Genomic DNA, 23,812 nt, shown 5'->3' on the forward strand with positions numbered 1-23,812 from the left:
TGGATGACGCCGACGCGGCCATAGAAAGGAACCGACATGCATATTCCCGAGCTCGCGCTTACCCCGCTGATCTCGCTGATTGCCGGCGTGCTGATCCTGGTGATGCCGCGGCTGCTCAACTACATCGTCGCGCTCTATCTGATCGTCATTGGGCTGCTCGGGCTGTTTCCGCATCTGGCCGGTTGAAGCGCAAACCCTTAACGTTCGACGCCAGGCCGGCGACAAGAGCCCATACCGCCGGCTTTCAACATTCTTTGAGGCTGTTGTCGCTGGTCGTGCGGCAATAGCGCCATTGCTCTTGGCCTGGCTTTTCGCTATGTGCCTCAAAGATGTCTTCGAAGGGGTATTCCTATGGCTGATCACACGCCGACCGGTCCTGTCGAACTGGGCGCGAAGATGGACTATGCCGAACATGACCGCACCTATCATGGCTTTCTGGCGCTGGCCAAATACGGCTCGCTGTTCTGCGGCGCCCTGCTCCTGGCCATGGCTTTCGGCTTCTTCGCAGGCGGCTTCTTCTCCGCGACCATCCTGTTCGTGCTGATCCTCGCCCTCGGCGCCTTCATTCTCCGATAGTCTCTTCAGACCCTTGCCAAGGGCGTAGCCGGACATCCGGCCGCACTCTTTCGCAAAGCCGCACTCTTGCGCAAACAGGTTCCAGCCGAAAGGATCATGCGGTGGGACAGACGGTTTTCATCCCTCGCGAGCTCGATGCCAGCGAGCCTCGTGTCGCGGCCTCGCCCGATACCGTGAAGCGGCTGGCGGCGCTGGGCTTCGACGTCACCGTCGAGACGGGCGCAGGCACCAAGTCGCGCATTCCCGATGAGGAGTTCGCCAAGGCGGGTGCCGCGATCGGCAAGGCTTCGGATGCGAGCCGGGCGGATGTGGTGCTGAAGGTGCGCCGGCCGACCGACGCCGAGCTGAAGGGCTACAAATCGGGTGCGGCGGTCATCGCCATCATGGATCCCTACGGCAATGATGCCGCGGTCGCGGCGCTTGCCGAGGCTGGGGTCACCGCCTTCTCGATGGAATTCATGCCGCGCATCACCCGCGCCCAGTCGATGGATGTGCTGTCGTCGCAGGCCAATCTCGCCGGCTACCAGGCCGTGATTGACGGCGCATCGGAGTATGACCGCGCGCTGCCGATGATGATGACTGCGGCCGGCACCGTGCCGGCGGCGAAGATCTTCATCATGGGCGTCGGCGTTGCCGGCCTGCAGGCGATCGCCACGGCGCGCCGTCTCGGCGCTGTCGTCACCGCCACGGACGTTCGTCCCGCCGCCAAGGAACAGGTGGCGTCGCTTGGCGCAAAGTTCCTCGCCGTCGAGGACGAGGAGTTCAAGGCGGCCGAGACCGCCGGCGGCTACGCCAAGGAAATGTCGAAGGAGTACCAGGCGAAGCAGGCAGCGCTCACCGCTGAGCACATCGCCAAGCAGGACATCGTCATCACCACGGCGCTGATCCCCGGCCGGCCGGCGCCGAAGCTGGTGTCGGCGGCGATGGTCGCCTCGATGAAGCCGGGTTCGGTGATCGTCGACCTCGCCGTCGAGCGCGGCGGCAATGTCGAAGGCGCGGTTGCGGGTCAGGTGGTGACGACGGCCAACAACGTTAAGATCGTCGGCCACCTCAACGTGCCCGGCCGCGTCGCCGCATCGGCCTCGCTGCTCTACGCCAGGAACCTGTTCGCCTTCCTCGAGACGCTGGTCGACAAGACCAGCAAGACGCTCGCCATCAACCGCGAAGACGATCTGGTTAAGGCGACGATGCTGACCGACGCTGGCCGCGTGGTGCATCCGGCCTTCGCCAAGGCGGCGGAACAGCCCCATATCGAACCGGCGGCCATTCCGGCCGAGACCATGGTGGCTGATGCCACGCCGAAGAAGGCTGCACCGAAAAAGGCGTCCGACAAAGCCACTGCCGGCAAGTCCGCCGCCAAGCCGAAGGGGATCGCGTGATGGATCAGACCTTGCAGAAAGCCCTCGATCAGCTCGACCAGGCAAGTGCCGCCGTCCGGCTGGCTGTGCAGAACCTGGCCAACGCGCCCGGTGGCGTCGATGCGGCGGGCGATGCCGCGCACGCACTGTCCGGCGGCGCCATCGATCCCTTCGTCTTCCGCTTCGCCATCTTCGTACTTGCGATCTTCGTCGGATACTACGTCGTCTGGTCGGTGACGCCGGCGCTGCACACGCCGCTGATGGCGGTCACCAACGCCATCTCCTCGGTCATCGTCGTCGGCGCGCTGCTGGCCGTCGGCATCTCGGCCTCCGGCATTGCCACCGGCTTCGGCTTCGTCGCGCTGATGCTGGTCTCGGTCAACATCTTTGGCGGCTTCCTGGTCACCCAGCGCATGCTGGCCATGTACAAGAAGAAGGACCGGTAGAGAGCCATGAACGCCAACTTCGCGTCCTTCCTCTACCTGGTCTCCGGCGTCCTGTTCATCATGGCGCTGCGCGGCCTGTCGCATCCGACCACCAGCCGCCAAGGCAATCTCTACGGCATGATCGGCATGGGCATTGCCATTGCCACCACGCTGGCGCTGGCGACTCCGTCCGCCGGGCGCTTCGGCCTGATCGTGCTTGGTCTGGCCATCGGCGGCGGCGTCGGCGCCGTTACAGCGCGCCGCATCGCCATGACGTCGATGCCGCAGCTGGTCGCCGCCTTCCACTCGCTGGTCGGCCTTGCCGCCGTCATGGTAGCGGCAGCCGCCATCTACGCGCCGGAAAGTTTCGGCATCGGCACCAATGGCGACATCCACGCCCAGGCGCTGATCGAGATGAGCCTTGGCGTTGCCATCGGCGCCATCACTTTCACCGGCTCCGTCATCGCCTTCCTCAAGCTCGATGGCCGTATGTCGGGCAAGCCGATCATGATCGGCGGCCGTCACATCATCAACGCGGTCCTCGGCATCGCGCTGATCGTGCTGATCGTGCTTCTGGTCACCACCGAGGCCAAGCTGGTGTTCTGGCTGATCGTCGCGGCGTCGCTGGCGCTCGGCGTCCTCTTGATCATCCCGATCGGCGGCGCCGACATGCCGGTCGTCGTCTCGATGCTGAATTCTTATTCCGGCTGGGCCGCCGCGGCACTCGGCTTCACGCTTGGCAATCTGGCGTTGATCATCACCGGCGCGCTGGTCGGCTCGTCCGGCGCCATCCTGTCCTACATCATGTGCAAGGGCATGAACCGGTCGTTCATCTCGGTCATCCTCGGCGGCTTCGGCGGCGAGACCGCGGCGGTTGCCGATGACGGCATCGAACGCACGGTCAAGCAGGGCTCGGCCGACGACGCCGCCTATCTGATGATGAACGCACAGAAGGTCATCATCGTGCCGGGCTACGGCATGGCGGTCGCCCAGGCCCAGCACGCGCTGCGCGAAATGGCCGATAAGCTCAAGGCCAATGGCGTCGACGTCAAATACGCCATCCACCCCGTGGCAGGCCGCATGCCGGGCCACATGAACGTGCTGCTCGCCGAAGCCAATGTTCCCTATGACGAAGTGTTCGAACTGGAAGATATCAACTCCGAGTTCGCGCAGGCCGATGTCGCCTATGTCATCGGCGCCAATGACGTCACCAATCCGTCCGCCCGCGACGACAAGTCGTCGCCGATCTACGGTATGCCGATCCTCGACGTCGACAAGGCCCGCACCTGCCTGTTCGTCAAGCGCTCGCTCGGCTCGGGCTACGCCGGCATCGACAACACGCTGTTCTACAAGGACGGCACCATGATGCTGCTCGGCGACGCCAAGAAGATGACCGAGGAAATCGTCAAGGCCATGGATCACTGACCCCGCCGCAACCTTCCACTGGAAGGTTGTCGGTCCATCATCGGAAACAAAAAAGCCCGTTTCGACCGGGCTTTTTGATGTTGAAGACCGGTTCAGCGGCTGGTCAGGAAAACCGCTTCCTCGTCGTCGCGCTGCCTGCCGCCCAGTGCTGCCGCAGCGCTGGCGATGAAGGCGCCGATAACCAGCGACAGGGCGCCAAGCAGTGCGAAGGTGGCGCTGCCTTTCCGTGCGGCGTCGGCGGCCTGCTTGGCCTTGACCTTGGCGTCCTCGACCCTGGCCACCAGGGCGTCGACACGCGCCTTGGCGTCAGCCTCGGAAAGCCCGGTGCGGGCGGCGACCAGCTGCGACAGATAGGTCTTGTCGTCAGCCGAAATTTCGCCTGCCGCCGCACTGGCGACGAGGATGCGCGAAGCCTGCCCGGCCGCAGCCGCATCGCTGTCCGGATTGGCCGCCGCGAGCCTGGCGGCATCAGCCGGACGGAACAGCGTATCCACAAGATAGGACGTCGCATTGTCGGCCGGTGCGCTGCCGGCATTGGCGGACGCGCCGGCCGAAGCACCCATGGCGGCGCCCGAGGCAACAGTAGAAGCCGCCTGCACGCCTGAACCAAGCACTGCCGACAGCGCCGACCCGAGAATGCCGACGACCAGCAATGTCGCCAGCGCCCAGGCGAGGAGGCCGTGCGCGGTGTCGCGGAAATAGACCTCATCGGTGTGGATGCCGACCCATTTGGTGCGCAGGCGTCCGGCAAGATAGCCACCGACCCCGGAGGACAGCCATTGCACGATGATGAGCCAGATGGCGCCGGACACCGCGAAGGTGGTCAGCGAGGCACTGGCGCCGGACCACGGCGAGACCATGGTCAGCCCCAGCCCCGAACCGAGCAGCATGAGGATGAAGGTCAGCGTCGAGGCCGCGAAGGCGCCGGCGATGATCGGACCCCAGCTGACGGCCGGGGCGGAGGATTCTGTTGAGGCGGATACGTCGACAGCCGATACGGTGGACTGCATCGACGCCTCCTACCGTACGAACAGCATGATGAGAATGATGATCGGGATCGGAATACCGAGCAACCAGAGCAAAATACCGCGTCCCATAAAGAGCCTCCCTGCGAGAAATTGATCGATGTCGTCACAATGTTCCTGAGCGATTTCCGTTCCGAAGGGCAATGAAATGATTTGCTTGCCGGGAACGGAACTATTTTCCGCGCGGCCCGAGGCACGACTGCGAAACTGTGGATTGGTTCACGGAGTTCCACATGGGCTGCCGTGTATTGTTGGCTCGGTGAGCCGGGGGTAGCATGAGCGATCCCGCCGTCGGATGTCGTCAACGGAGACGCTGATGCCCAAGACTGTCGCATCGCTGGCTTACAAAAAGGCGCAGCCCGGCCAGGCGGTGGTGATCGTGCACGGCATGGGCGAGCAGCGGCCGATGGGTACGCTGCGCGGCTTCGTCCAGGCGGTCTGGAGCAGCCACCCCACCCGTGCTCCGCCTTACGCCCGCATCCCTGATCCGGCCGTTTCCGGCGCCACGATCAACCAGAGCTGGATCACGCCCGACAGCCGGACCAAGTCACACGAACTGCGCCGCATCACCACGCCCTACGACGTCGATGGCCGCCGTACCGATTTCTACGAGCTTTATTGGGCCGACATCACGCAAGGCACGACGCGCGGCCGGCTGGCCGCCTGGGTGACGAACCTGTTGTGGCGCAAGCCCGCCGACATTCCGCTCGACGCCCGCAAGCTTTACTTCGCCACACTTCTGATCGTTATCGTCATTCTGGGCGCAGCACTCGTGCTGGCAACATCGGTCTGGCAACAGGCCGTTACCTCGACGACCGGCCTGATGATCACCGCCCTCGCTTCTTTTGTCATCTGGGCGGTGGATCAGTTCGCCCTGCCCTATTTCGGCGACGTCGCCGCTTATGTGCGCGCCGAGGCCGGAACGATCGAGAAGCGCGCGCTGATCCGCGACCGCGGCCTGACGCTGCTCAAGACGCTGATGAAGGACGACGCTTACGATCGCATCGTGCTGGTCTCGCACAGCCTGGGATCGATCATCGCCTATGATCTGCTGCAGATCTTGTGGGCCGAGTTCCGGCCGCGAAGGCTGGAAGCGGTCCGCGACAAGGCCAAACTGGCGGCGGTCGAGGCCATCGACAAGGCAACGCTCGGCTCTGATGGGTCAGCGTGGCCAAACAATCTTGAAGACCTCGCCGGGTTCCGGCGCGGCCAATGGGCGCTCTACCAGCAGCTTCGGACCAAGGACGCCGACCACCCGCTGCCCTGGAAGATCAGCGATTTCGTCACGCTTGGCAGTCCGCTCTCCCACAGCGAATTCCTGGTGACCTACAATCTCGCGGAATTCAGGCGTGGCCTTGCCGAGCGCCTGTTCTCGGCCTGCCCGCCGATTGCCGATGACGGGCGCGCCGGCGGCACCGTGCTTTACCAGGAAGGACACAGCCAAGCAGGCAAGGCGCAGCGCGCGGTGCATCATGGCGCGGTGTTTGCGGCAACGCGCTGGACGAACGTCTACGACCGCGGCAATGGCTGGGCGACAGGCGATCCGATTTCCGGTCCGATGACGGAAAATTTCGGCCCCGGTGTGGAGAACATCCAGGTCGAGCTTCGCAGCTCACTTGGCCGTATCTTCACCCACACGCTTTATTGGTCATCGACGGCAAACGGCGTCGAAATCGCCCTGCCGGCGGGCACCGCGCCGCGCTCGCATCTGCAAGTGCTGCGCGACGCGGTGGACCTTGGTCGGAAGCTGGAGCCAAAGGCCTGACCCGGAGTGGAGCTCCGGCGGCAAGGCCCCCAGCCATCAAATGTCCAGATTGGCCACCGACAGCGCGTTGTCCTGGATGAATTCGCGCCGCGGCTCGACCTCGTCGCCCATCAGCCGCGAGAACAAGCTGTCAGCATCGGTGGCGTCATTCACCTTGACCTGCAGCAGCGAGCGCACATTCGGGTCGAGCGTGGTTTCCCAGAGCTGTTCGGCATTCATCTCGCCGAGGCCCTTGTAGCGCTGCATGGTCAGGCCCTTGCGGCCGGTCGCAAACACCGCGTTGAGCAGCGCCAGCGGCCCCGAAATGACTTCGGAGACATCCTTGCGGCGCAGCACCGGCGGCTCGCCATAGACTTCCATGAGGCGCGGGGCATAGCGGTCGAGCTGGCGTGCGTCGGCCGAATTTATCAGCCCGGCATCGAGCTGCGCGAATTCCTTGACGCTGCGCACCGTGCGTTCGAACACGTAGCCGCCGACGCCCTCATTGGAGGTCGACAGCCGGCCGGTCCAGCCGCGCTCGGTGTCTTCGGCAATGATGTCGAGGCGCTGGGCGACGCGCTCGGCCATGGCGTTGGCGCGGCCGAGATCGTTCAACACGTCGGCATTGAGCGCGCCGGCGATCGCCGCCTGTTCGACCACACCCCTGTTGTAGCGCGTATGCAGCCCGTTGATGAGCTGGCGTACTGCCAGTGCATCATCGATCGAGCCGCGCAGATCCTGTCCGGCCCGCGCCTCGCCGGAGGCAAGCGTCAGCGAAGCCTCTTCCAGCCCCGAGCCGATCAGGAATTCCTCGAAGGCGCTCTCGTCCTTGATGTATTGCGAGCTCTTGCCGCGCGTCACTTTGTAGAGCGGCGGCTGGGCGATGTAGAGATGGCCACGCTCGATCAGCTCCGGCATCTGGCGGAAGAAGAAGGTGAGCAGCAAGGTCCTGATATGGGCGCCGTCGACGTCGGCGTCGGTCATCAGGATGATCTTGTGGTAGCGCAATTTGTCGGCGTTGAACTCGTCCTTGCCGATCGAGGTGCCGAGCGCGGTGATCAGCGTGCCGATCATCTCGGAGCCGAGCATGCGGTCGAAGCGGGCGCGCTCGACATTGAGGATCTTGCCGCGCAACGGCAGGATCGCCTGGTTCTGGCGCGAACGGCCGCCCTTGGCGGAGCCGCCGGCCGAGTCACCCTCGACGATGAAGATTTCGGATTTCGCCGGGTCGCGTTCCTGGCAGTCGGCAAGCTTGCCGGGCAGAGAGGTGACGCCGAGCGAGCTTTTGCGGGTGATGTCGCGGGCCTTGCGCGCGGCTTCACGCGCCGCGGCCGCCTGGATCACCTTGTCGATGACCACCTTGCCCTCGGTCGGGTGTTCTTCCAGCCATGTGCCAAGCGCCTCGTTGACCAGGCCTTCGACCACGGGCCGCACCTCTGACGAGACCAGCTTGTCCTTGGTCTGCGAGGAGAATTTCGGGTCGGGCACTTTGACCGACAGCACCGCCGTCAGGCCTTCGCGGCAGTCGTCGCCGATCAGCGCCACCTTTTCCTTCTTGGTCAGGCCCGACGATTCGCCATAGCCGGTGATCTGGCGCGTCAGCGCGCCACGGAAGCCGGCCAGATGGGTGCCGCCATCGCGCTGCGGGATGTTGTTGGTGAAGGCCAGCACGTTCTCGTGGTAGCTGTCGTTCCACCACATCGCCACTTCGACGGTGATGCCGTCGCGCTCGGCCTTGATGGCGATCGGCTTGTCGATCAGCGGTTTCTTGACCCGGTCGAGATATTTGACGAACTCTTCCAGGCCGCCATCATAGTGCAGTTCGTGGCGCACGAGATCGGCATGGCGGGCATCGGTCAAAATGATGCGTACGCCGGAATTCAGGAAGGCGAGTTCGCGCAGCCGGTGCTCCAGCGTGCCGAAGTCGAACTCGACCATGGTGAAGGTTTCGGACGACGGAAAGAAGGTGATCTCGGAACCGCTGCGGCCCTCATAGGTGCCGGGCTGCTTGTTCTGCTCATAGCTGCCGGTGGCCTTGAGCGGCGCATCGGCATTGCCATGCGTGAAGCTCATCTCGAAAATCTGGCCGTTGCGGCGGATTTTCAGCTTCAGCCAGGCCGACAACGCATTGACCACCGAGACGCCGACGCCGTGCAGACCACCAGACACCTTGTAGGAATTCTGGTCGAATTTGCCGCCGGCATGCAGCTGCGTCATGATCACTTCGGCCGCCGAAATGCCTTCGCCAGTGTGAATATCGGTCGGAATGCCGCGGCCATTGTCGATAACGGTGACCGAACCGTCGGGATTTAGCGTCACCGTGACGAGGTCGGCATGGCCGGCCAGCGCCTCGTCGATGGCGTTGTCGACCACCTCATAGACCATGTGATGCAGGCCCGAGCCGTCGTCGGTATCGCCGATATACATGCCCGGCCGCTTGCGGACAGCGTCCAACCCCTTCAAAACCTTGATGGAATCGGCGCCGTATTCGGCCTCAGCGCCGTTGGCGTTGTCGCTTTGATCGCTCATGAAAACCTGTCTGATTGATGCCGCATGCTCAGCGCGAAAAAATGGCTTCGAATCACGCCGCTTTGATGTCCTAGATATAGGCGCAAAAGGCGGTTTTTCCAAGGTTTGCGGGCATTTCAGGGCTGAATCCCGAGCTGGCAGCCGGCTATTTTTTCGCGGCTTTCAATTTGGCCAGAAGACCGCGCAGATATTTGATCGTGGGTTTGTCCCTCGGCGCCAGTTTGCCTGTGCGGTCAAGCTCCAGCGTCAGGTCTAGCGCCTGCGACAACACAGCCTTCGGATTCTTCGCCACATAGGCATAGTTGATGTAGGCCTGTACCAGATCGAATTGCCAGATCGCATTGTCCGGATCGGACAGGGCCAACCGCTGGCGGATGGTCAGGCTGGCTTCGAAGGCCTTCTTCGAGCCCTCATAGTGGCGCTGCTTGGTCTCCAGCAGGCCTATTTCCTCGAACGTGATCGACAGGTCGCGCTGCCAATCGGAATTGCCCGGGTCGAGCTTTGCCAACCGGTCGGCAATGACGAGACTGTCCTGGTAGTTCTGCAAAGCACCGGCGATATCGCCCTGGGCATCAAACACGCCGGCAATTTTTTCCAGACAGACTGACAGGTCGCGCTGCCAATCGGTGTTGCCTGGGTCGCTGGCGGCAAGGTCTCGCGCCGTGGCCAGCGCCTGCTGGTAGGCCTCCAACGCGAGTGGCCAGTCCTTCTGGTCGCCGTAAGCATTGCCGATCTTGGCGTAACCGACCGACAGGTCGCGCTTCAAATCGGTGTCGTTTGAGTCGCGGCGCACCAGCGCTTCGGCGATTATTTGGCTCTTGTTGTAGGCGTCGAGCGCGCCCGCAGCGTCGCCACGCTCGCGCAGGACGTCGCCGATCCTGGTGTAGCTGACGGAGACGGCGCGCTGATGCCTGGGGTCGTCGGGGTTGTTCTGCGCCAGCGCCAGCCGAATTCTCAGGCTCTCTTCGAATGCAGTCTGGGCGCCATCCAGCTGGCCGGCGGTGCGGGCAAGACCGCCGATTTCGTCGTAGGTAATGGTCAGGTCGCGCAGCAGATAGACGCTGTTCGGCTCGGCATCGGCCAATTGCTGCTTGATGGACAGGCTTTGCTGGTAGGCTTGGGCTGCCGCACCCACATCGCCTTGCGTGGCCAGCACATTGCCGATCTTATCATGGGCCATGGCGAGATCGCCGAGCAAGTCCTTCTTGTCCGGCACGTTTGTGGTCAGGCCCTGCAACATGTCCCTGGCCGCCTCATAGTTTTGCAGGGAGGCCGGCAGATCGCCTTGCGCCATCTTGATGTTGGCGAACTTGATATGGCCAATGGCGAGGTCGCGCTTGACGCTCGGATCGGTTTCTTGACGCGCTCGCTGCTCAAGATTGGCGACCAGCGCCGCAAAGGCGCGGCCGGCGGCATCGGTGTTGCCAGCCGTCGTGTAGAGGATGCCGAGCTCTTCCAGCGTGCGGCTTTGGCGGTCGGCCTGTTCCAGGCTGAGCGAGGTCTGCCCGGCCTCGCCATAGAGCGACAGCACCGTTTCATAGTCCTTGATGGCGGTGGCATAGTCGAGGGTGGCGCGCGCCGCGCCGCCCGAGAGAAATAGCGTCGCGGCTTCGGACAGGGTGCGGCTGACGAAATTGGCCTTCAACGCCTGGCGCGAGACATTGTCGACGTCGGCGGCCTTGGCGAGGATCACGCGTGCACCATCGAAAGCGCCGAGCGCCAACTGTTCCTCGGCCTGGCGGCGCAGTTCGGTCACCTGCGGGTCGTCGGCGGCCAGCGTCTTCATCTCGCCGCGCACCTTGACGAAGGCGTCGGCGGCCTCGCGCAGCTTGGCGTCCAGGCTTTCGCCGGAGAGATGGCTGGTGTCGGAACTGATCAGCGCGCCATAGAGCGGCGCCAGCGGCATGTCGGCATCGCTGGCGACCCGTTCGACCGCGCCGCGCATTTCCGGCGTCACATCGGCCATGGCAAGCAACAGCCGCTCGCGCTCCGGCAGTTGTTCCTTGGCCGCCGAGGCGAAGAACAGCTTCGGCAGCCCGCTCTCGACGTAGGGCAGCTGTTTTCCGCGCGAAAGGTCGTAGACCTCCTGCTGCACCAGCGTCAGCACCGAGCGGATTTCTAGCCCGTCAGTGCCGAGGTATTTGATCAGCGCCGCTGTAAAGGGCGAATTCGCACCGGTACCGTCGGCAGCCGTCTCGCCGGGCGCCGCCGAAAAGGCGAACAGGATGTTTTCCGCCTTGCCGACGCGTCCGAGGCCCGGCTTGATCTTGTCCACCAGGTCCTTGATCAGCGATGTGGCGCCACGCCCGTCGCCGTTGCCGCCTGTGAACGGATCGCTGCGGCAGGCGTCGAGCACGATCAGCCCGACCTTCGCCGTGGCGGCAACCGCATCGCGCACTTCCTCCAGCGGCAGGCTGGTCTTCTCCAGCTGGTCGAGCGAGGAGGCATCGGCATCGACCGGCAGAAGACGGTTGTCGCCGGAGATTTCAACGCCATGACCGGAGAAATACACCAGCGCCACGTCGGCGCCCATGGCGTCCTCGCGAAAATCGTCGAGAGCCCGGCGCATGCGCCTGAGATCACGGTTGGTTTCGAGAACGACCTCGAATCCAAGCGTCTTCAGCGCCGCTTCCATCGCCTCGCCGTCATTGACCGGATTGGCGAGCTTCCGCACCAGCCGGTAGTCGTTATCGGCAATGACCAGCGCCATGCGCCGCTCCGCCACCGCCGTGGCGGTGGTCGCAAGCATCAACAGCAAGGCAAACAACAGGCGCAAATCGAACCGCCCCCGGCTCAGTCACCTGCCGACCATTCCACCTCTTTATGGCATGAGCAAGCCGGGGCCGGCTGCGTTACGCAGCCCGCATCGGCTTCAGCGCCTCGCTCCAGCGCGAGAGCTCGTCCAGCATGGTCTTGGTCCCACCCTCTACCTGCTCACTAGCCTGGAAGGAGCCGTCGCTCTCCAGCAGTTTCTGATACATCGGCAGCGCGACGCCTTCCGAGATGGGCATGACGCCCACCGCGGTCAGCAGCGGCTTCAGCGCCTGCGCGGCGCGCAGGCCTCCGGAAACGCCGCCATAGCTGAAGATGGCGGCTGGCTTGTATTTCCATTCGCGCGCAAGGTAGTCGATGGCGTTGACGATCGCAGGCGCCACGAAATAATTGTACTCCGGCGCCACGAACACGAAGGCGTCGGCGGCATCAATGACCTTCGACCAGGCTTTGGTGTGGTCGTTCTGGTAATTGCCGAGCCTGGGGTGATGCGGCTCGTCCAGAACCGGCAGATGGAACGTGGCAATGTCGGTCAGCACCGGTTCGAATTTGCCGTGCTCGCGGGCAAAATCCTCCAGCCAGTGGGCGAAGACCGGCCCGGCGCGGCCCGGCCGCGTGCTGCCGATTATGATGTTCAGCTTGTGCTTCAAGCGGACTCTCCTGGGCGATTGGCAGTAGCTGTTGGTAACTGTCACCTATGGCAGAGTGTCCAACCGGACAAGCCGCAACCGTTTCACCGGCGGTCACGATCCGATGAACACACCGTCTGTCGGGCACACCGGGCGCTGCAGCGTTTCAGTTTGCCGTTCGGTCACATGGACGCCCGGATTGCCAGCCACTACATCTGAGCTATCAGCGGAGCACCTCATGGACACGCAGCCCGTCCCCTTCGTGCCGCCAGCGCCCAAGCCGCGCACGACGCCGCCTTCGACGCTGGAGATGATGCGGATCGTCTACCGCAATCCGCTCGAACTGTGGGGCGAGCACACCTACAACGAGCCCTGGATTTCGGCGAATGGCGTCGGCGGGCATCTGATCGTCGCCAACGATCCCGGCCTTATCCGCCACGTGCTGATCGACAACGCCAAGAACTACAAGATGGCGACGGTGCGCCAGATGATCCTGCGACCGATCTTGCGCGACGGGCTGTTGACCGCCGAAGGCGAGGTGTGGAAGCGCTCGCGCAAGGCGATGGCGCCGGTGTTCACGCCGCGGCATATCTTCGGCTTCGCCGAGCCGATGCTGCGCCGCACGATGCAGTTCGTCGCCCGCTATGACGAAGGCGGCATGACCGATGTCGCCCATGACATGACGCTGCTCACCTACGATATCCTGGCCGAGACGCTGTTTTCGGGCGAGATTGCGGGCGAGCCCGGCAGTTTCGCGCAGGAGATCGACCGCCTGTTCGAAACCATGGGCCGTGTCGATCCGCTCGACCTGTTGCGCGCGCCCGAATGGCTGCCGCGGCTGACCCGCATCCGCGGCCGCAAGACCATGGCCTATTTCCGCAAGATCGTCACCGATACGGTCAAGATGCGCGAGGAGCGGCTGAAGCGCGACCCCGACACCGCGCCGCAGGATTTCCTGACGCTTCTGCTGCGCGCCGAAGGCCCCGACGGGCTGACGCGGGCGGAAGTCGAGGACAACATCATCACCTTCATCGGCGCCGGCCACGAGACCACCGCGCGGGCGCTGGGCTGGACGATCTACTGCCTCGCCGAAGCGCCGTGGGAGCGCGAAAAGGTCGAGCGCGAGATCGATGCCGTGCTGGCGCGCGAACCCGAGCCGACGAAATGGCTCGACGCAATGCCGTTCACCCGCGCCGCCTTCGAGGAGGCGCTGCGGCTTTATCCGCCGGCGCCGTCCATCAACCGCGAGCCGATCGAGACGGAGACCTGGAACGATCTGGTGCTCCCCAAGCGCGCGGCCGTACTGGTGATGCCTTGGGTCGTACACCGCCACAGAAAACTGTGGGACATGCCCGACGCCTTCATGCCCGAACGCTTCCATCCGGGAAACCGCGAGAAGATCGACCGCTTCCAGTATCTGCCGTTCGGCGCCGGTCCGCGCATCTGCATCGGCGCCAGCTTCGCCTTGCAGGAGGCGATCATTGCGCTGGCCATCATGCTGTCGCGCTTCCGCTTCGACGTGACGGCCGAGACCAAGCCGTGGCCGGTGCAGAAACTGACGACACAGCCGCAAGGCGGCCTGCCGATGCAGGTGACGCGGCGCGTTTAACGGCGCAACGCCTTGTTACGCGATGCCGGCGGGCTTGCGCTGGAATTGGCCTGCGGCGCGGAAGCGCCAGAGATAGCTGGGCAGGATTGTGCCGATAGACTGCGGCTGGATGTCGAGGCCGGCAAGGTTCCGGTTGGCCTTGTTGGCCTCCACCGACACGATGTTGGGCTGGCGCAGCAGCAGCACCTGGTCCTTGGTCAGCAACGGGTTGGGCAGCAGGCCGAGGATTGAGGCCTGCAGATTGGCCATCCACCACGGCACCGGGACCAGGAGCCGCTTGCGCTCGATGACGGTGAGCAACTCTTCCATGCACTGCTTGAAGGTGAGCACTTGCGGCCCGCCGAGTTCATAGATCTGGCCGCCCTTGATCTTGCCCTCGACCGAACGCGCCACCGCTTCGGCGACATCGCCGACATAGACCGGCTGGAACTTGGTCTGGCCGCCGCCGATTAGCGGCAGCACCGGCGAATAGCGCGCCATGTCGGCGAAGCGGTTGAAGAAACTGTCCTCGGGTCCGAAATTGATCGACGGACGGAAGATGACGGCGTCCGGGATCGTCTCCAGGACGGCCTTTTCGCCGAGCGCCTTGGTGCGGGCATAGTCGGATTCGGCGTTGAGGTCGGCGCCCAGCGCCGAGATGTGGGTGAGCCCTGCGCCGACCGAGCGTGCGGCTTCGGCGACGGCGCGGGCGCCGAATTCGTGCACGGTGTTGAATTTCTGCCGGCCGCTTTCATGCGGGATGGCGACCAGATTGATGACATGGTCGGCGCCCTGCACGGCGCGGTCGACAGACCAGCGCACGCGCACATTGGCCTGCACCGGCTGGATCTGGCCGACATTGCCGAGCGGCTGCAGATGTCCCGCTAGATCGGGCCGGCGCACCCCCACCCTGATGCGGTAGCCGCGCTTGGCCAGCGCCCGCACGATGTGGCGGCCGACGAAGCCGGAGCCGCCGAAGACGACCACGAGCTTGGGGATCTGCAGGATTTCGGTCATGACTGGCTCCGGCGCTCGAAAGCTTGGCTGAAGCCGTTTCATAGTCCGTTTTGGGCCAAAGGCAAAGGGTGACGCGTCGTCGCTGCCACCCTCTTATGGACCCTTCAGAACGCCTTGCCGAGGCGCGCGTCGACCGACTGGCGGTTGCCGCCGCGGATAACGAAGAACAGCAGGATCGCCGCCCATAGAAGCGACTTTTCAGCGCCGGAAAAGCCCTGGCCGACAGTGATCCAGTGGAACCAGACGGTGACCAGCAGCACGATCATACCGGCAAAGGCTGCGGGCCGAGTCAACAGGCCGATGGCGATCAGAATGCCGCCGAAGAATTCGGTGCAGGACAAAAGCAGCGACCAGAACGCGCCGGGATAGAAGCCGAGGCCTTCGACCATCTCGGCGGTGCCGAAAGGGTTGGTGATCTTCTGCGAGCCGTGAATGGTGAGAAACCCGCCGGCGACGACGCGCAGAAGGGTTTCGGCGCCATCATACAGCGACGAATACAGGCGGCCAAACACCGGAACGATAAGTTTGCCCCGGGAAGCGTCGGTGGTTGCGGACATCGTAGCTCCTGTTGTTGTGACGATCCCTTGCAAACGCCCGATGGTTCCGGCAAGTCAAGTTAACAAAAGTTAACTTCCGCCATCATGTTTTAGCACACAGAGCACGAACGCAGAAAACCCCGCCGAAGCGGGGTTTTCCGGGTGACGCAACTGTCGAGACAGAGCGCAACGCGGCGGATAACCTGAGACGGCATACGCCCGCCCGGGCCCTAAACGCATCCGACAGAAGACACCGACCGGGCAAACCCGACCCGGCAGCTATTGGTCGTTGCGATCGGTAGAAAGGTTCAGCCAGGTCGCGTTGTCGCAGGACCGCTTCAGCCCGAATAGCGCTCGGCGAACTCGGAAATGCGCTGCACCACGGCTTTGGGGGCATTGATGCCGCGCGCCTGCGCCTTCTCGGCCGCTTCGGCCCGCGCCCGGCCCGGAACGTGCACGCCAAAGCGCCGGCGCAGCCGGTCGAGCTGGTCCTTCATGCGCTGCTCGAAATCCGGGTCGAGCAGCTTGGGCTCGACGGCGAGCACGAACAGGCCGGTTCCCGGGCTGTCCGATCCGCCGGAGAACCAGGGCGCGTCGAGCGACCAGTTGGCGCCCGACAGGCCAGCCGCCAGCACTTCGACCATCAGCGCGATGTTGGCGCCACGCTGGCCGCCGAAGGCCAGCATGGCGCCCTTCATGGCAGCGGCCGGATCGGTGGTCGGGTTGCCGCTGGCGTCCAGCGCCCAGCCTTCGGGGATCTTCTTGCCGTCCTCGGCCGCCTTGCGGATGTTGACGAAGGCGGTGGCGCTCGACGACTGGTCGATGACCAGCGGCGCGCCATCGGCGGCGGGTGCCGCAAACGACATCGGGTTGGTGCAATAGACCGGCTTGACCGAGCCCGAGCCTGCCAGCACCGCCGGCCCGTTGGTGGCGGCGAAGGAGACCAATCCCAGCTGCGCCAGACGCCCGGTGAAATAGCCTAGTGCGCCGCACGTATAGGCGTTCTTCTGCGAGAAGATGGCGACGCCGAACAGCTTTGCCGCCTTGGCGACGTCGTCGATGGTGCGGTCGAAGCCGGTATGGGCGAGGCCGCCACGCGCATCGGAGAGATAGACGGCGAGCGCCGGCCTGGTGATCACCGGATCGGCATTGCCGTCGATGCGGCCGGCTTCCAGCGCTTCGAGGTAATCGATGAAATGGGTCAGCCCGACGGTCGAAAGCCCTTCCGCCTCGGCGGCAATGATCGAGGCGGTGAGCGACCGCGCCGCCTCCTCATTGGCGCCGGCGCCGAGCGCCGCCATCCGGCACAGCCCTGTTGCCTGGTCTAGAGAGAGTTGCATGGTGCGGACCCGATTGGTGGTGAGAGTGAGTAGGGAGTAGTCAGTAGGGAGTAGCGAAAGCAAGCGGTTTCCCGGTCATATGCTGACTACTCACTACTGCCTGCTCACTATTCCCTAGCCCACCTTGTTCGGTATGCGCGCCTCGATCTTGCTGAATGCAAACACCAGTATGCCGGTGATGATCATGTAGATCAGCGCCAAAAGCAGCAAGGGTTCGTAGGTGAGGTAGGTGTCCTGCCGGACCTTGGACGAGACTGCGAAGATGTCGATGACGCTGATCGTCGCCACCAGCGGCGTCGACTTCAGCTGCAGCACGGTTTCGCCGGTCAGCGTCGGCAGCGCCCGGTAGATGGCCTGCGGCAGCCAGATGCGGCGGAAAATCTTCCAGCGGCTCATGCCGAAAGCGCGGGCCGCCTCTAACTGCCCCTTCGGCACGCCGGCAAAGGCGCCGCGCATTACTTCGCCCTCATAGCCGGCGAAGGACAAGGTCAGTGCCAGCACGCCATAAGGCCAGGCTTGCCTCAGATACGGCCACATCCAGGATTCGCGGATCCAGGGAAATTGCGGAAACAGCGAGCCCAGCCCGTAATAGAGCAGCCATAGCTGGATCAGCAGCGGCGTGCCCCTGATGACGGTGCAGAATGTCCTGGCGGGGGCGGAAAGCCAGAACGGGCCGGCGGCCTGCGCCAGCCCGAGCGGCACGGCGAGCAGGAAGCCGAGAAAGCAGGTGACGGCCAGGATCCACAGCGACCGCCAGATGCCGAGAAGCCCCATTTCGTAATATTGCGGCAGCCAATCCCAGCGCATGAAGAAGGCTGCGCCGAAAACCAGCGCGATCGCGACCAGGATCAGCACGATGCGATGCGGCTGCAGCCACAGCGACGTGCGCGCGGCAGCGTTGATGATGGTCGCTTCTCCGGCCATCAGCGCGCATCCTTGAGCGACGGCATACCGCGCCGCGACCAGGCCTCGACGCGGCCGATGAGCAGGTTGGAGACCAGCGACAAGATGAGATAGAGCACGCCCGCGGCGAAAAAGAAGGTGAAATAGGCTTTGGTGACCCCCGCAGCCTGCCGCGTCGCCAGCGCCAGCTCGTAAAAGCCGACGACCGCCAGAAGGGCCGTATCCTTGGTGGCGATCAGCCACAGATTGGCGAGCCCAGGTATGGCGAAGGGCAGCATCGCCGGCAAGGTGATGCGCCGCAGCATGAGCCCGGGTGACATGCCATAGGCGCGGGCGGCTTCGATCTGGCCCTGCGGTATGGCCAGGATGGCGCCGCGGATCACTTCGGTCGAATAGGCACCCTGGACAAAGCCGAGCACGGCGATGCCCGCGGCAAGGCCGCTGATGTCGACGCGCTGGTAGCCCATTGCCGTCAGCGCCTGGTTGATCAGGTCCGTCCCGGCATAATAGAGCAGCAGGATCAGCACCAGTTCGGGCACGGCGCGCACGATGGTGGTGTAAACCGCCAGCAGGTCGCGCACGACCGGACCGCCGTAAAGCTTGCCAAAGGCGCCACCGGTGCCGATCAGGAGACCGAGGACCGTGGCGCCGAGCGCGATCTCGATCGAATGGAGCAGTCCAAGCAAGAGCGTGCCGCCCCAGCCCGGCGGATTGGGCGAAAGGAGCTCTATGATGCCGGCCGCCGAGGCCGAAAGAAGTGCGTCGATCAGCGTCGCCCCCGGATGCTGGCTCTAACCGCCGACGGCAGCGCCGGCGGCAAGCATGTCTGGGAAAGATCGGGCAGGGAGGCATGGCGCTAACGCCATGCCCCCTAGCTCATGCGAGGATCGTCAGTTCGACTGCGCGCCGCCACCACCGTAAATGTCGAAATCGAAGTATTTCTTCGATATCTCGTCATATTTGCCGTTCGAGCGGATCGCCTTGATGCCGGCGTTGATCTTGGCCTTAAGGTCGGTGTCTTCCTTGCGCACGCCGGCGCCCACGCCCGGTCCGAGCACTTCATCGTCCGGAGCCACCATGCCCTTCAGATCGCAGCAGGCCTTGCCCTGGTCCGACTTCAGAAATGCGTCGAGCGCGATCGAATCCGCCTGGACGGCGTCGAGGCGGCCTGCGGCCAGATCGTTGTTGGCTTCGTCCTGCGTCTGGTATTCCTTGATCTCGGCAGCCGTGGGCCCGAAATGCTTCTTCGCATAGGCCGAATGGGTGGTCGACACCTGCACGCCGAGCACTTTGCCCTTGAGATCGTCCGGCGTGGCGCCGAATTTCTGGTCCTTCGGCCCGATGATGGCGGTCGGCGTGTTGTAGTACTTATCCGAGAAGTCGATGGTCTTCTCGCGTTCGGCGGTGATCGACATCGAACTGGCGATGACGTCGATCTTCTTGGTCGTCAGCGCCGGGATGATGCCGTCCCAAGCGACAGGCGTGATGACGCAGTCGAGCTTCTCCTCGGCGCAGACGGCGTCGATGAACTCGATTTCCCAGCCAACCCATTTGCCGGAAGCGTCCGGCGAGGTGAAGGGCGGATAGGGCTCGGCGGCGACACCGATCTTGACCGGATCGGCCTTGGCCACGCCCATGGCGGCAACGCCGAGCAGCAGCGCTGCGGCGAATGTTTTCAGAACAGTCTTCATGTCACGACTCCCAGTTTGTTGTTGGTTCCCGGTTTTCTTCCGTCCCGGCTTGTCCTAGCCGATGTTGCGGATGAACTGCTTCAGCCTTTCGGATTTCGGTGCGCCGAATATCTGCTCCGGCGGCCCCTCTTCCTCGACCAGCCCGTTGCAGAGGTAGACGACATGGGTCGCGACCTCGCGGGCGAATTTCATTTCATGCGTGACCAGCACCATGGTGCGGCCCTCGCGCGCCAGGTCGCCGATCACCTTCAGCACCTCGCCGACCAGCTCCGGGTCGAGCGCCGAGGTCGGCTCGTCGAACAGCATGACGCGCGGGTTGATGGCCAGGGCGCGGGCGATCGCCGCGCGCTGCTGCTGGCCGCCCGAGAGATAGGCCGGATAGACGTCGCGCTTTTCGGCCAGGCCGACGCGCGCCAAAAGCTTTTCGGCTTCCCTGATCGCCACGTCGCGCCTGACGCCCAGAACATGCACCGGAACCTCGATGACGTTCTCGATCAGCGTCATGTGGCTCCACAGGTTGAAGTTCTGGAACACCATGCCGAGCTTGGCGCGGATGCGTTCGATCTGCCGGCGGTCGGCGGGCACGGTGTGGCCGTGGCTGTCGGCCTTGAGTTTGATCTCCTCGCCATTGACGCGGATGATGCCGCTGGTTGGGTTTTCCAGGCAGTTGATGCAGCGCAGCAGCGTCGACTTGCCGGAACCCGAGCCGCCGATAATGGCGATCACCTCGCCGTCGCGCGCCGACAGCGAAACGCCTTTCAGCACATGCAGCTGGCCGAATTTCTTGTGCAGGTTCTCGACATGGATGGCTTCGGCGGCGCCGTCCTGCACCTTGCCGGATTGGACTGCGGCGGTTCCCGCCGCGCTCACCGGGGAACCTCTGCCACAGGGTCCACGGCAGATCGTCGAACGTCTATCCGGCTAATCAACATACGCTGTAATGCCCACTCCAGACTTCAGCATGGACCCAACAGCGCGAGCCCGTCAATCCCGCTCATTACGGCACTTGCGGCCTTATTGTGCAAGTGTATAAATAGCCTCCGATGAAATTTCTTCCATTTTTTTCACCCTGAACACGGCATTGAAAAGGGCACCGATGAGCGCTTTCGGATCACAGTCCATGGCGGCGCCGTTGCGGCGCGTGCTGATGCGGTCGGCGGCCAATGCCATGCGCGGTGCCGACCGGGCTATCTGGCACTATGGCCCGGGTTTCGACCCGGCGAAAGCGGCGGCGCAGCACGCGGCTCTCGCTGAGCTGGTGACGGCGTCCGGCGCCGAAATCGAATGGATCGATGACAAGGCCGACGGGCTGTCGGATTCCGTATTCACCCACGACCCGTCGCTGATGACCGACCGCGGCGCGCTGATCCTGTCCATGGGCAAGCCATTGCGCGCCCGGGAGCCATCGCTGCATGAGGAAACCTACACACGCCTGGGTATTCCTATCCTCGGCCGCGTCGAGGCTCCCGGCCAGGTCGAAGGCGGCGATTGCGTATGGCTGGATAAAAACACGCTGGTAATCGGGCGCGGGGTGCGCTCCAACCAGGAAGGCATACAGCAGGTTTCCAACCTGCTGACGCCGCTCGGCATTTCCGTCTACGGCTTCGATCTGCCGCTGTGGCAGGGCGAGGAGGCGTGCCTGCATCTGATGTCGGTGATCAGCCCGCTGGCCGACGACCTGGCCCTGGTCTATTCACCGCTTTTGCCGGCGCCGTTCTATCAGTTGCTGAAGGCGCGCGGCATCCGGCTGGTGGAAGGCGACGCCGAAGAGTTTGCCGCGTCCAACGGCCTCAGCCTGAACGTGCTGCCGACCAGCCCGCATAAGGTCATTGCCGTCGCCGGCTTTCCCAAGACCAAGGCCGCGATGGAAGCCGCCGGCTGCACGGTTCAAATCTTCGAGGCGGATGCCCTCTGCATCGCCTGCGAAGGTGGGCCGACATGCCTGACGCGGCCCATCCTGCGGCAATGAATGAGCGCCGCAAGTTCCGCCGCGAGGGCGAGGAGCGGCGGCGGCAGGATTTGATCGACGCAACCCTGGACAGCGTGGCCGAACATGGGCTGGAGGGCGCCAGCCTGCGCACCATCGCACTGCGCGCCGGTGTCACCGCCGGGCTGATCCGGCACTATTTCCCCGGCAAGGAAGACTTGCTGCAGGAAGCGTACGCGGCGCTGATGGGCCGCATGACCGAGCAGGCGAAGGCGGCATTGCTCATGGAAGACGCCTCGCCGCGCCAGCGCCTTGCGGCCTTCGTTGCCGCCAACCTCAACGCGCCGATCATCGATGCACGCGTGTTTTCGCTCTGGGCAACCTTCATCGGCCGCGCCGGCGCGGATCCGAGCCTGGCTCGCGCCCACCGCGAAGGCTATCTCGGCTTTCGCAACGAGGTGGAAGCGGTCGTCGCCGAAGTGCTCGGCGCCGAACGACGCAGGCCGGACGCGAATGAGCTGCGCCGCCATGCCATTGCGATCAACGCGATCATCGACGGGCTCTGGATCGAAGGCTGTCTGGCCGCAGAGATGTTCTCGCCTGGCGAATTGGCGGCGATCGGCGTCAAAGCCATAGAGGCCGAGCTCGGCCTCGCGCCGCAAAAGGGAGAGAAGCCATGACCACCATCGGCGAAGCGCTGATCACGCTGCTCGAAGCGCATGGCGTCGACACCGTTTTCGGCATTCCTGGCGTCCACACTGTCGAGCTTTACCGCGGGCTGGCGCGTTCAAAGATACGCCATGTCACGCCGCGTCACGAACAGGGCGCCGGCTTCATGGCCGACGGCTATGCCCGTGCCAGCGGCCGGCCGGGCGTTGCCTTTGTCATCACCGGACCGGGGCTGACCAACACCATCACCGCAATGGGCCAGGCGCGCGCCGATTCGGTGCCGATGCTGGTGATTTCGGGCGTCAACGCGATGCCGACGCTGGGCAAGGGGCTGGGCTTCCTGCACGAACTGCCGGACCAGCGCGGCATGATGGAGAAGGTGGCGCTGTTTTCGCAGCGTGTCACCGAGGCCAGCGAATTGCCGGGCGCTTTGGCGCGGGCCTTTGCGCTGTTTTCGTCGTCGCGGCCGGGCCCCGTCCATATCGAAATCCCGACCGACGTCATGGTCAAACCGGCGGACGGCATCGCTGCTTCGCTCACCAATGCGGCGGCGCCCGCGCCGGATGGCGCGGCCATTGCCGAGGCCGCCAGACTGATCGCAGCCGCGCGCCGGCCGCTGATCCTTGCCGGTGGCGGTGCCAAGCGCGCTGAACAGCCACTGCAGCGCCTGGCCGAGCGGCTCGGCGCGCCTGTCGTCCAGACCGCCAATGCGCGCGGTCTGCTGCACGCGCATCCGCTTTGCGTGCCGGCCAGCCCCAGCCTGAAGGCGGTGCGTGCGCTGATGGCAGACGCCGATCTGGTTATCGCCGCCGGCACCGAATTCGGCCCGACCGACTATGACGGTTACAGCGACGGCGGCTTCGTGCTGCCCGCCAATCTGATCCGCATCGATATCGGCGCCGACCAGCTCGCCCGCCGCCCGGTGAGCGTCGGCATCCAGGCCGATTGCGCGGAGGCGCTTGGTGCACTGCTAGGCGCGCTCCACCCTGATCATGCCGCAGCGAAGGACGGCGAGAGCCGCGCAGCCGCGTCGAGAAAGGCGGCCTTTGCCGAGCTCAGCCCGGCCTATGCCGCGCAGGTGCGTGCGGTGGAAACCATCCGCGACGCACTGCCGGGCGCCATCATCGTCGGCGATTCCACGCAGCCGATCTACGCCGCCAATCTCTATTACGACCATGACCGGCCAGGCGGCTGGTTCAACGCCGCCACCGGTTTCGGCGCGCTCGGCTACGGGCCGCCGGCGGCGATCGGCGCAGCGCTCGCCATGCCCGGCGTGCCGGTGGTTTGCCTGACCGGCGACGGCGGCTTCCAGTTCACCTTGCCGGAGCTGGGCGCGGCGCTCGATGCACCCGCACCGGTCATCTTCGTCGTCTGGAACAACAGAGGCTATCGCGAGATCGAAACGTCGATGCTCGATGTCGGCGTCGAGCCGGTCGGCGTGTCCCCGGCGCCGCCGGATTTCTGCAAGCTGGCCGAGGCCTACGGCATATCAGCCGAGCGGCTTGCCGGTACTGCCGGTCTCGCCGATGCGCTCAAACGCGCACGCGCAACCAGACTGCCGCACGTCCTCGAAATCACCATCGACTGACGCCTGGCCGCGCGCCGTACGTCCATGCGCGGGGGTCGGAAGGGGCGGTCGGCGGCTTCGAGCGATGCAA

The 23,812-nt window shown here is 64.4% G+C and carries 21 protein-coding genes; 10 read left to right on the top strand and 11 right to left on the bottom strand.

Going from position 1 to position 23,812, the window contains the following annotated elements:
- Positions 1 to 36: 36 nt before the first annotated feature.
- The 5 genes from NKJ64_RS01900 to NKJ64_RS01920 all read left to right on the top strand — a co-directional run bounded on the left by NKJ64_RS01900 (position 37) and on the right by NKJ64_RS01920 (position 3,784).
- Positions 37 to 186 (top strand): DUF3096 domain-containing protein, encoded by a 150-nt coding sequence (locus tag NKJ64_RS01900; RefSeq protein ID WP_023671341.1) that lies wholly within the window; start codon positions 37 to 39, stop codon positions 184 to 186.
- Between the two features lie 165 nt (positions 187 to 351).
- Positions 352 to 576, top strand: coding sequence for an aa3-type cytochrome c oxidase subunit IV (locus NKJ64_RS01905; protein ID WP_023671340.1), 225 nt, complete (start codon positions 352 to 354; stop codon positions 574 to 576).
- Positions 577 to 677: 101 nt separating this feature from the next.
- Positions 678 to 1,955, top strand: coding sequence for a Re/Si-specific NAD(P)(+) transhydrogenase subunit alpha (locus NKJ64_RS01910; RefSeq protein WP_023695932.1), 1,278 nt, complete (start codon positions 678 to 680; stop codon positions 1,953 to 1,955).
- Positions 1,955 to 2,380: an NAD(P) transhydrogenase subunit alpha part 2 gene (locus tag NKJ64_RS01915; RefSeq protein ID WP_032891560.1), complete on the top strand. Its 426-nt coding sequence runs from the start codon at positions 1,955 to 1,957 to the stop codon at positions 2,378 to 2,380. Before NKJ64_RS01910 ends, NKJ64_RS01915 begins: the two co-directional genes overlap by 1 nt.
- A 6-nt stretch (positions 2,381 to 2,386) precedes the next feature.
- Positions 2,387 to 3,784 carry an NAD(P)(+) transhydrogenase (Re/Si-specific) subunit beta gene (locus NKJ64_RS01920; RefSeq protein ID WP_023671337.1) on the top strand — a complete coding sequence of 466 codons (1,398 nt, stop codon included), beginning with the start codon at positions 2,387 to 2,389 and terminating at the stop codon, positions 3,782 to 3,784.
- Between the two features lie 92 nt (positions 3,785 to 3,876).
- On the opposite strand, the gene NKJ64_RS01925 is transcribed toward NKJ64_RS01920, so the two are convergent.
- Positions 3,877 to 4,794 (bottom strand): membrane protein, encoded by a 918-nt coding sequence (locus NKJ64_RS01925; RefSeq protein ID WP_023725943.1) that lies wholly within the window; start codon positions 4,792 to 4,794, stop codon positions 3,877 to 3,879.
- A 331-nt stretch (positions 4,795 to 5,125) separates the two neighbouring features.
- Between NKJ64_RS01925 and NKJ64_RS01930 the strand changes: the two genes are divergently transcribed.
- The gene (locus NKJ64_RS01930; RefSeq protein WP_352461870.1) at positions 5,126 to 6,574 is read left to right on the top strand and encodes a hypothetical protein; all 1,449 of its coding nucleotides are present in this window, start codon (positions 5,126 to 5,128) and stop codon (positions 6,572 to 6,574) included.
- 36 nt (positions 6,575 to 6,610) lie between these two features.
- On the opposite strand, the gene gyrB is transcribed toward NKJ64_RS01930, so the two are convergent.
- The 3 genes from gyrB to NKJ64_RS01945 form a co-directional block, all read right to left on the bottom strand.
- Positions 6,611 to 9,082 carry a DNA topoisomerase (ATP-hydrolyzing) subunit B gene (gene gyrB / locus NKJ64_RS01935; RefSeq protein WP_023732636.1) on the bottom strand — a complete coding sequence of 824 codons (2,472 nt, stop codon included), beginning with the start codon at positions 9,080 to 9,082 and terminating at the stop codon, positions 6,611 to 6,613.
- 145 nt (positions 9,083 to 9,227) lie between these two features.
- The gene (locus tag NKJ64_RS01940) at positions 9,228 to 11,858 is read right to left on the bottom strand and encodes a caspase family protein (RefSeq protein WP_352461872.1); all 2,631 of its coding nucleotides are present in this window, start codon (positions 11,856 to 11,858) and stop codon (positions 9,228 to 9,230) included.
- Between the two features lie 76 nt (positions 11,859 to 11,934).
- Positions 11,935 to 12,504: an NADPH-dependent FMN reductase gene (locus NKJ64_RS01945; RefSeq protein WP_023729733.1), complete on the bottom strand. Its 570-nt coding sequence runs from the start codon at positions 12,502 to 12,504 to the stop codon at positions 11,935 to 11,937.
- Positions 12,505 to 12,721: 217 nt separating this feature from the next.
- Between NKJ64_RS01945 and NKJ64_RS01950 the strand changes: the two genes are divergently transcribed.
- On the top strand, positions 12,722 to 14,092 hold the full coding sequence (locus NKJ64_RS01950; protein WP_352461873.1) for a cytochrome P450: 1,371 nt from the start codon (positions 12,722 to 12,724) through the stop codon (positions 14,090 to 14,092).
- Positions 14,093 to 14,107: 15 nt separating this feature from the next.
- Here NKJ64_RS01950 and NKJ64_RS01955 read toward each other — a convergent pair whose 3' ends face one another.
- From NKJ64_RS01955 to NKJ64_RS01985, 7 genes are all read right to left on the bottom strand, one after another.
- Positions 14,108 to 15,088 carry a complex I NDUFA9 subunit family protein gene (locus NKJ64_RS01955; RefSeq protein WP_352461875.1) on the bottom strand — a complete coding sequence of 327 codons (981 nt, stop codon included), beginning with the start codon at positions 15,086 to 15,088 and terminating at the stop codon, positions 14,108 to 14,110.
- A 104-nt stretch (positions 15,089 to 15,192) separates the two neighbouring features.
- Positions 15,193 to 15,645 carry a DoxX family protein gene (locus NKJ64_RS01960; protein WP_023755780.1) on the bottom strand — a complete coding sequence of 151 codons (453 nt, stop codon included), beginning with the start codon at positions 15,643 to 15,645 and terminating at the stop codon, positions 15,193 to 15,195.
- 317 nt (positions 15,646 to 15,962) lie between these two features.
- On the bottom strand, positions 15,963 to 16,964 hold the full coding sequence (locus NKJ64_RS01965) for an Ldh family oxidoreductase (RefSeq protein ID WP_352461876.1): 1,002 nt from the start codon (positions 16,962 to 16,964) through the stop codon (positions 15,963 to 15,965).
- Positions 16,965 to 17,078: 114 nt separating this feature from the next.
- On the bottom strand, positions 17,079 to 17,888 hold the full coding sequence (locus tag NKJ64_RS01970; RefSeq protein WP_023732642.1) for an ABC transporter permease: 810 nt from the start codon (positions 17,886 to 17,888) through the stop codon (positions 17,079 to 17,081).
- Positions 17,888 to 18,601: an ABC transporter permease gene (locus NKJ64_RS01975; RefSeq protein WP_196814080.1), complete on the bottom strand. Its 714-nt coding sequence runs from the start codon at positions 18,599 to 18,601 to the stop codon at positions 17,888 to 17,890. The genes NKJ64_RS01970 and NKJ64_RS01975 overlap by 1 nt, the downstream gene beginning before the upstream one ends.
- Positions 18,602 to 18,757: 156 nt before the next feature.
- A complete protein-coding gene (locus NKJ64_RS01980) occupies positions 18,758 to 19,558 on the bottom strand; it encodes a transporter substrate-binding domain-containing protein (protein WP_023671323.1) in 801 nt (266 codons plus the stop codon).
- Between the two features lie 54 nt (positions 19,559 to 19,612).
- A complete protein-coding gene (locus NKJ64_RS01985) occupies positions 19,613 to 20,428 on the bottom strand; it encodes an ABC transporter ATP-binding protein (protein WP_352461877.1) in 816 nt (271 codons plus the stop codon).
- 226 nt (positions 20,429 to 20,654) lie between these two features.
- Here NKJ64_RS01985 and NKJ64_RS01990 point away from each other — a divergent pair, with 226 nt between their 5' ends.
- From NKJ64_RS01990 to NKJ64_RS02000, 3 genes are read left to right on the top strand one after another with little or no spacing between them, the layout of a single operon-like run.
- Entirely contained in the window at positions 20,655 to 21,527 is an 873-nt protein-coding gene (locus NKJ64_RS01990; protein ID WP_023742302.1) for a dimethylarginine dimethylaminohydrolase family protein, read from the top strand.
- Positions 21,497 to 22,165, top strand: coding sequence for a TetR family transcriptional regulator C-terminal domain-containing protein (locus tag NKJ64_RS01995; RefSeq protein WP_352461878.1), 669 nt, complete (start codon positions 21,497 to 21,499; stop codon positions 22,163 to 22,165). Before NKJ64_RS01990 ends, NKJ64_RS01995 begins: the two co-directional genes overlap by 31 nt.
- On the top strand, positions 22,162 to 23,742 hold the full coding sequence (locus NKJ64_RS02000) for a 5-guanidino-2-oxopentanoate decarboxylase (RefSeq protein ID WP_352461880.1): 1,581 nt from the start codon (positions 22,162 to 22,164) through the stop codon (positions 23,740 to 23,742). The genes NKJ64_RS01995 and NKJ64_RS02000 overlap by 4 nt, the downstream gene beginning before the upstream one ends.
- The last annotated feature ends 70 nt before the right edge of the window (positions 23,743 to 23,812 follow it).

This window comes from Mesorhizobium sp. M0062 (assembly GCF_040323125.1).
Lineage (GTDB): Bacteria > Pseudomonadota > Alphaproteobacteria > Rhizobiales > Rhizobiaceae > Mesorhizobium.

Coding starts and splice junctions, on each gene's coding strand:
- NKJ64_RS01900 (WP_023671341.1), top strand. CDS start 37: ATGCATATTCCCGAGCTCGCGCTTACCCCGCTGATCTCGCTGATTGCC.
- NKJ64_RS01905 (WP_023671340.1), top strand. CDS start 352: ATGGCTGATCACACGCCGACCGGTCCTGTCGAACTGGGCGCGAAGATG.
- NKJ64_RS01915 (WP_032891560.1), top strand. CDS start 1,955: ATGGATCAGACCTTGCAGAAAGCCCTCGATCAGCTCGACCAGGCAAGT.
- NKJ64_RS01920 (WP_023671337.1), top strand. CDS start 2,387: ATGAACGCCAACTTCGCGTCCTTCCTCTACCTGGTCTCCGGCGTCCTG.
- NKJ64_RS01925 (WP_023725943.1), bottom strand. CDS start 4,794: ATGCAGTCCACCGTATCGGCTGTCGACGTATCCGCCTCAACAGAATCC.
- NKJ64_RS01930 (WP_352461870.1), top strand. CDS start 5,126: ATGCCCAAGACTGTCGCATCGCTGGCTTACAAAAAGGCGCAGCCCGGC.
- gyrB (WP_023732636.1), bottom strand. CDS start 9,082: ATGAGCGATCAAAGCGACAACGCCAACGGCGCTGAGGCCGAATACGGC.
- NKJ64_RS01950 (WP_352461873.1), top strand. CDS start 12,722: ATGGACACGCAGCCCGTCCCCTTCGTGCCGCCAGCGCCCAAGCCGCGC.
- NKJ64_RS01955 (WP_352461875.1), bottom strand. CDS start 15,088: ATGACCGAAATCCTGCAGATCCCCAAGCTCGTGGTCGTCTTCGGCGGC.
- NKJ64_RS01960 (WP_023755780.1), bottom strand. CDS start 15,645: ATGTCCGCAACCACCGACGCTTCCCGGGGCAAACTTATCGTTCCGGTG.
- NKJ64_RS01965 (WP_352461876.1), bottom strand. CDS start 16,964: ATGCAACTCTCTCTAGACCAGGCAACAGGGCTGTGCCGGATGGCGGCG.
- NKJ64_RS01970 (WP_023732642.1), bottom strand. CDS start 17,888: ATGGCCGGAGAAGCGACCATCATCAACGCTGCCGCGCGCACGTCGCTG.
- NKJ64_RS01980 (WP_023671323.1), bottom strand. CDS start 19,558: ATGAAGACTGTTCTGAAAACATTCGCCGCAGCGCTGCTGCTCGGCGTT.
- NKJ64_RS01990 (WP_023742302.1), top strand. CDS start 20,655: ATGAGCGCTTTCGGATCACAGTCCATGGCGGCGCCGTTGCGGCGCGTG.
- NKJ64_RS01995 (WP_352461878.1), top strand. CDS start 21,497: ATGCCTGACGCGGCCCATCCTGCGGCAATGAATGAGCGCCGCAAGTTC.
- NKJ64_RS02000 (WP_352461880.1), top strand. CDS start 22,162: ATGACCACCATCGGCGAAGCGCTGATCACGCTGCTCGAAGCGCATGGC.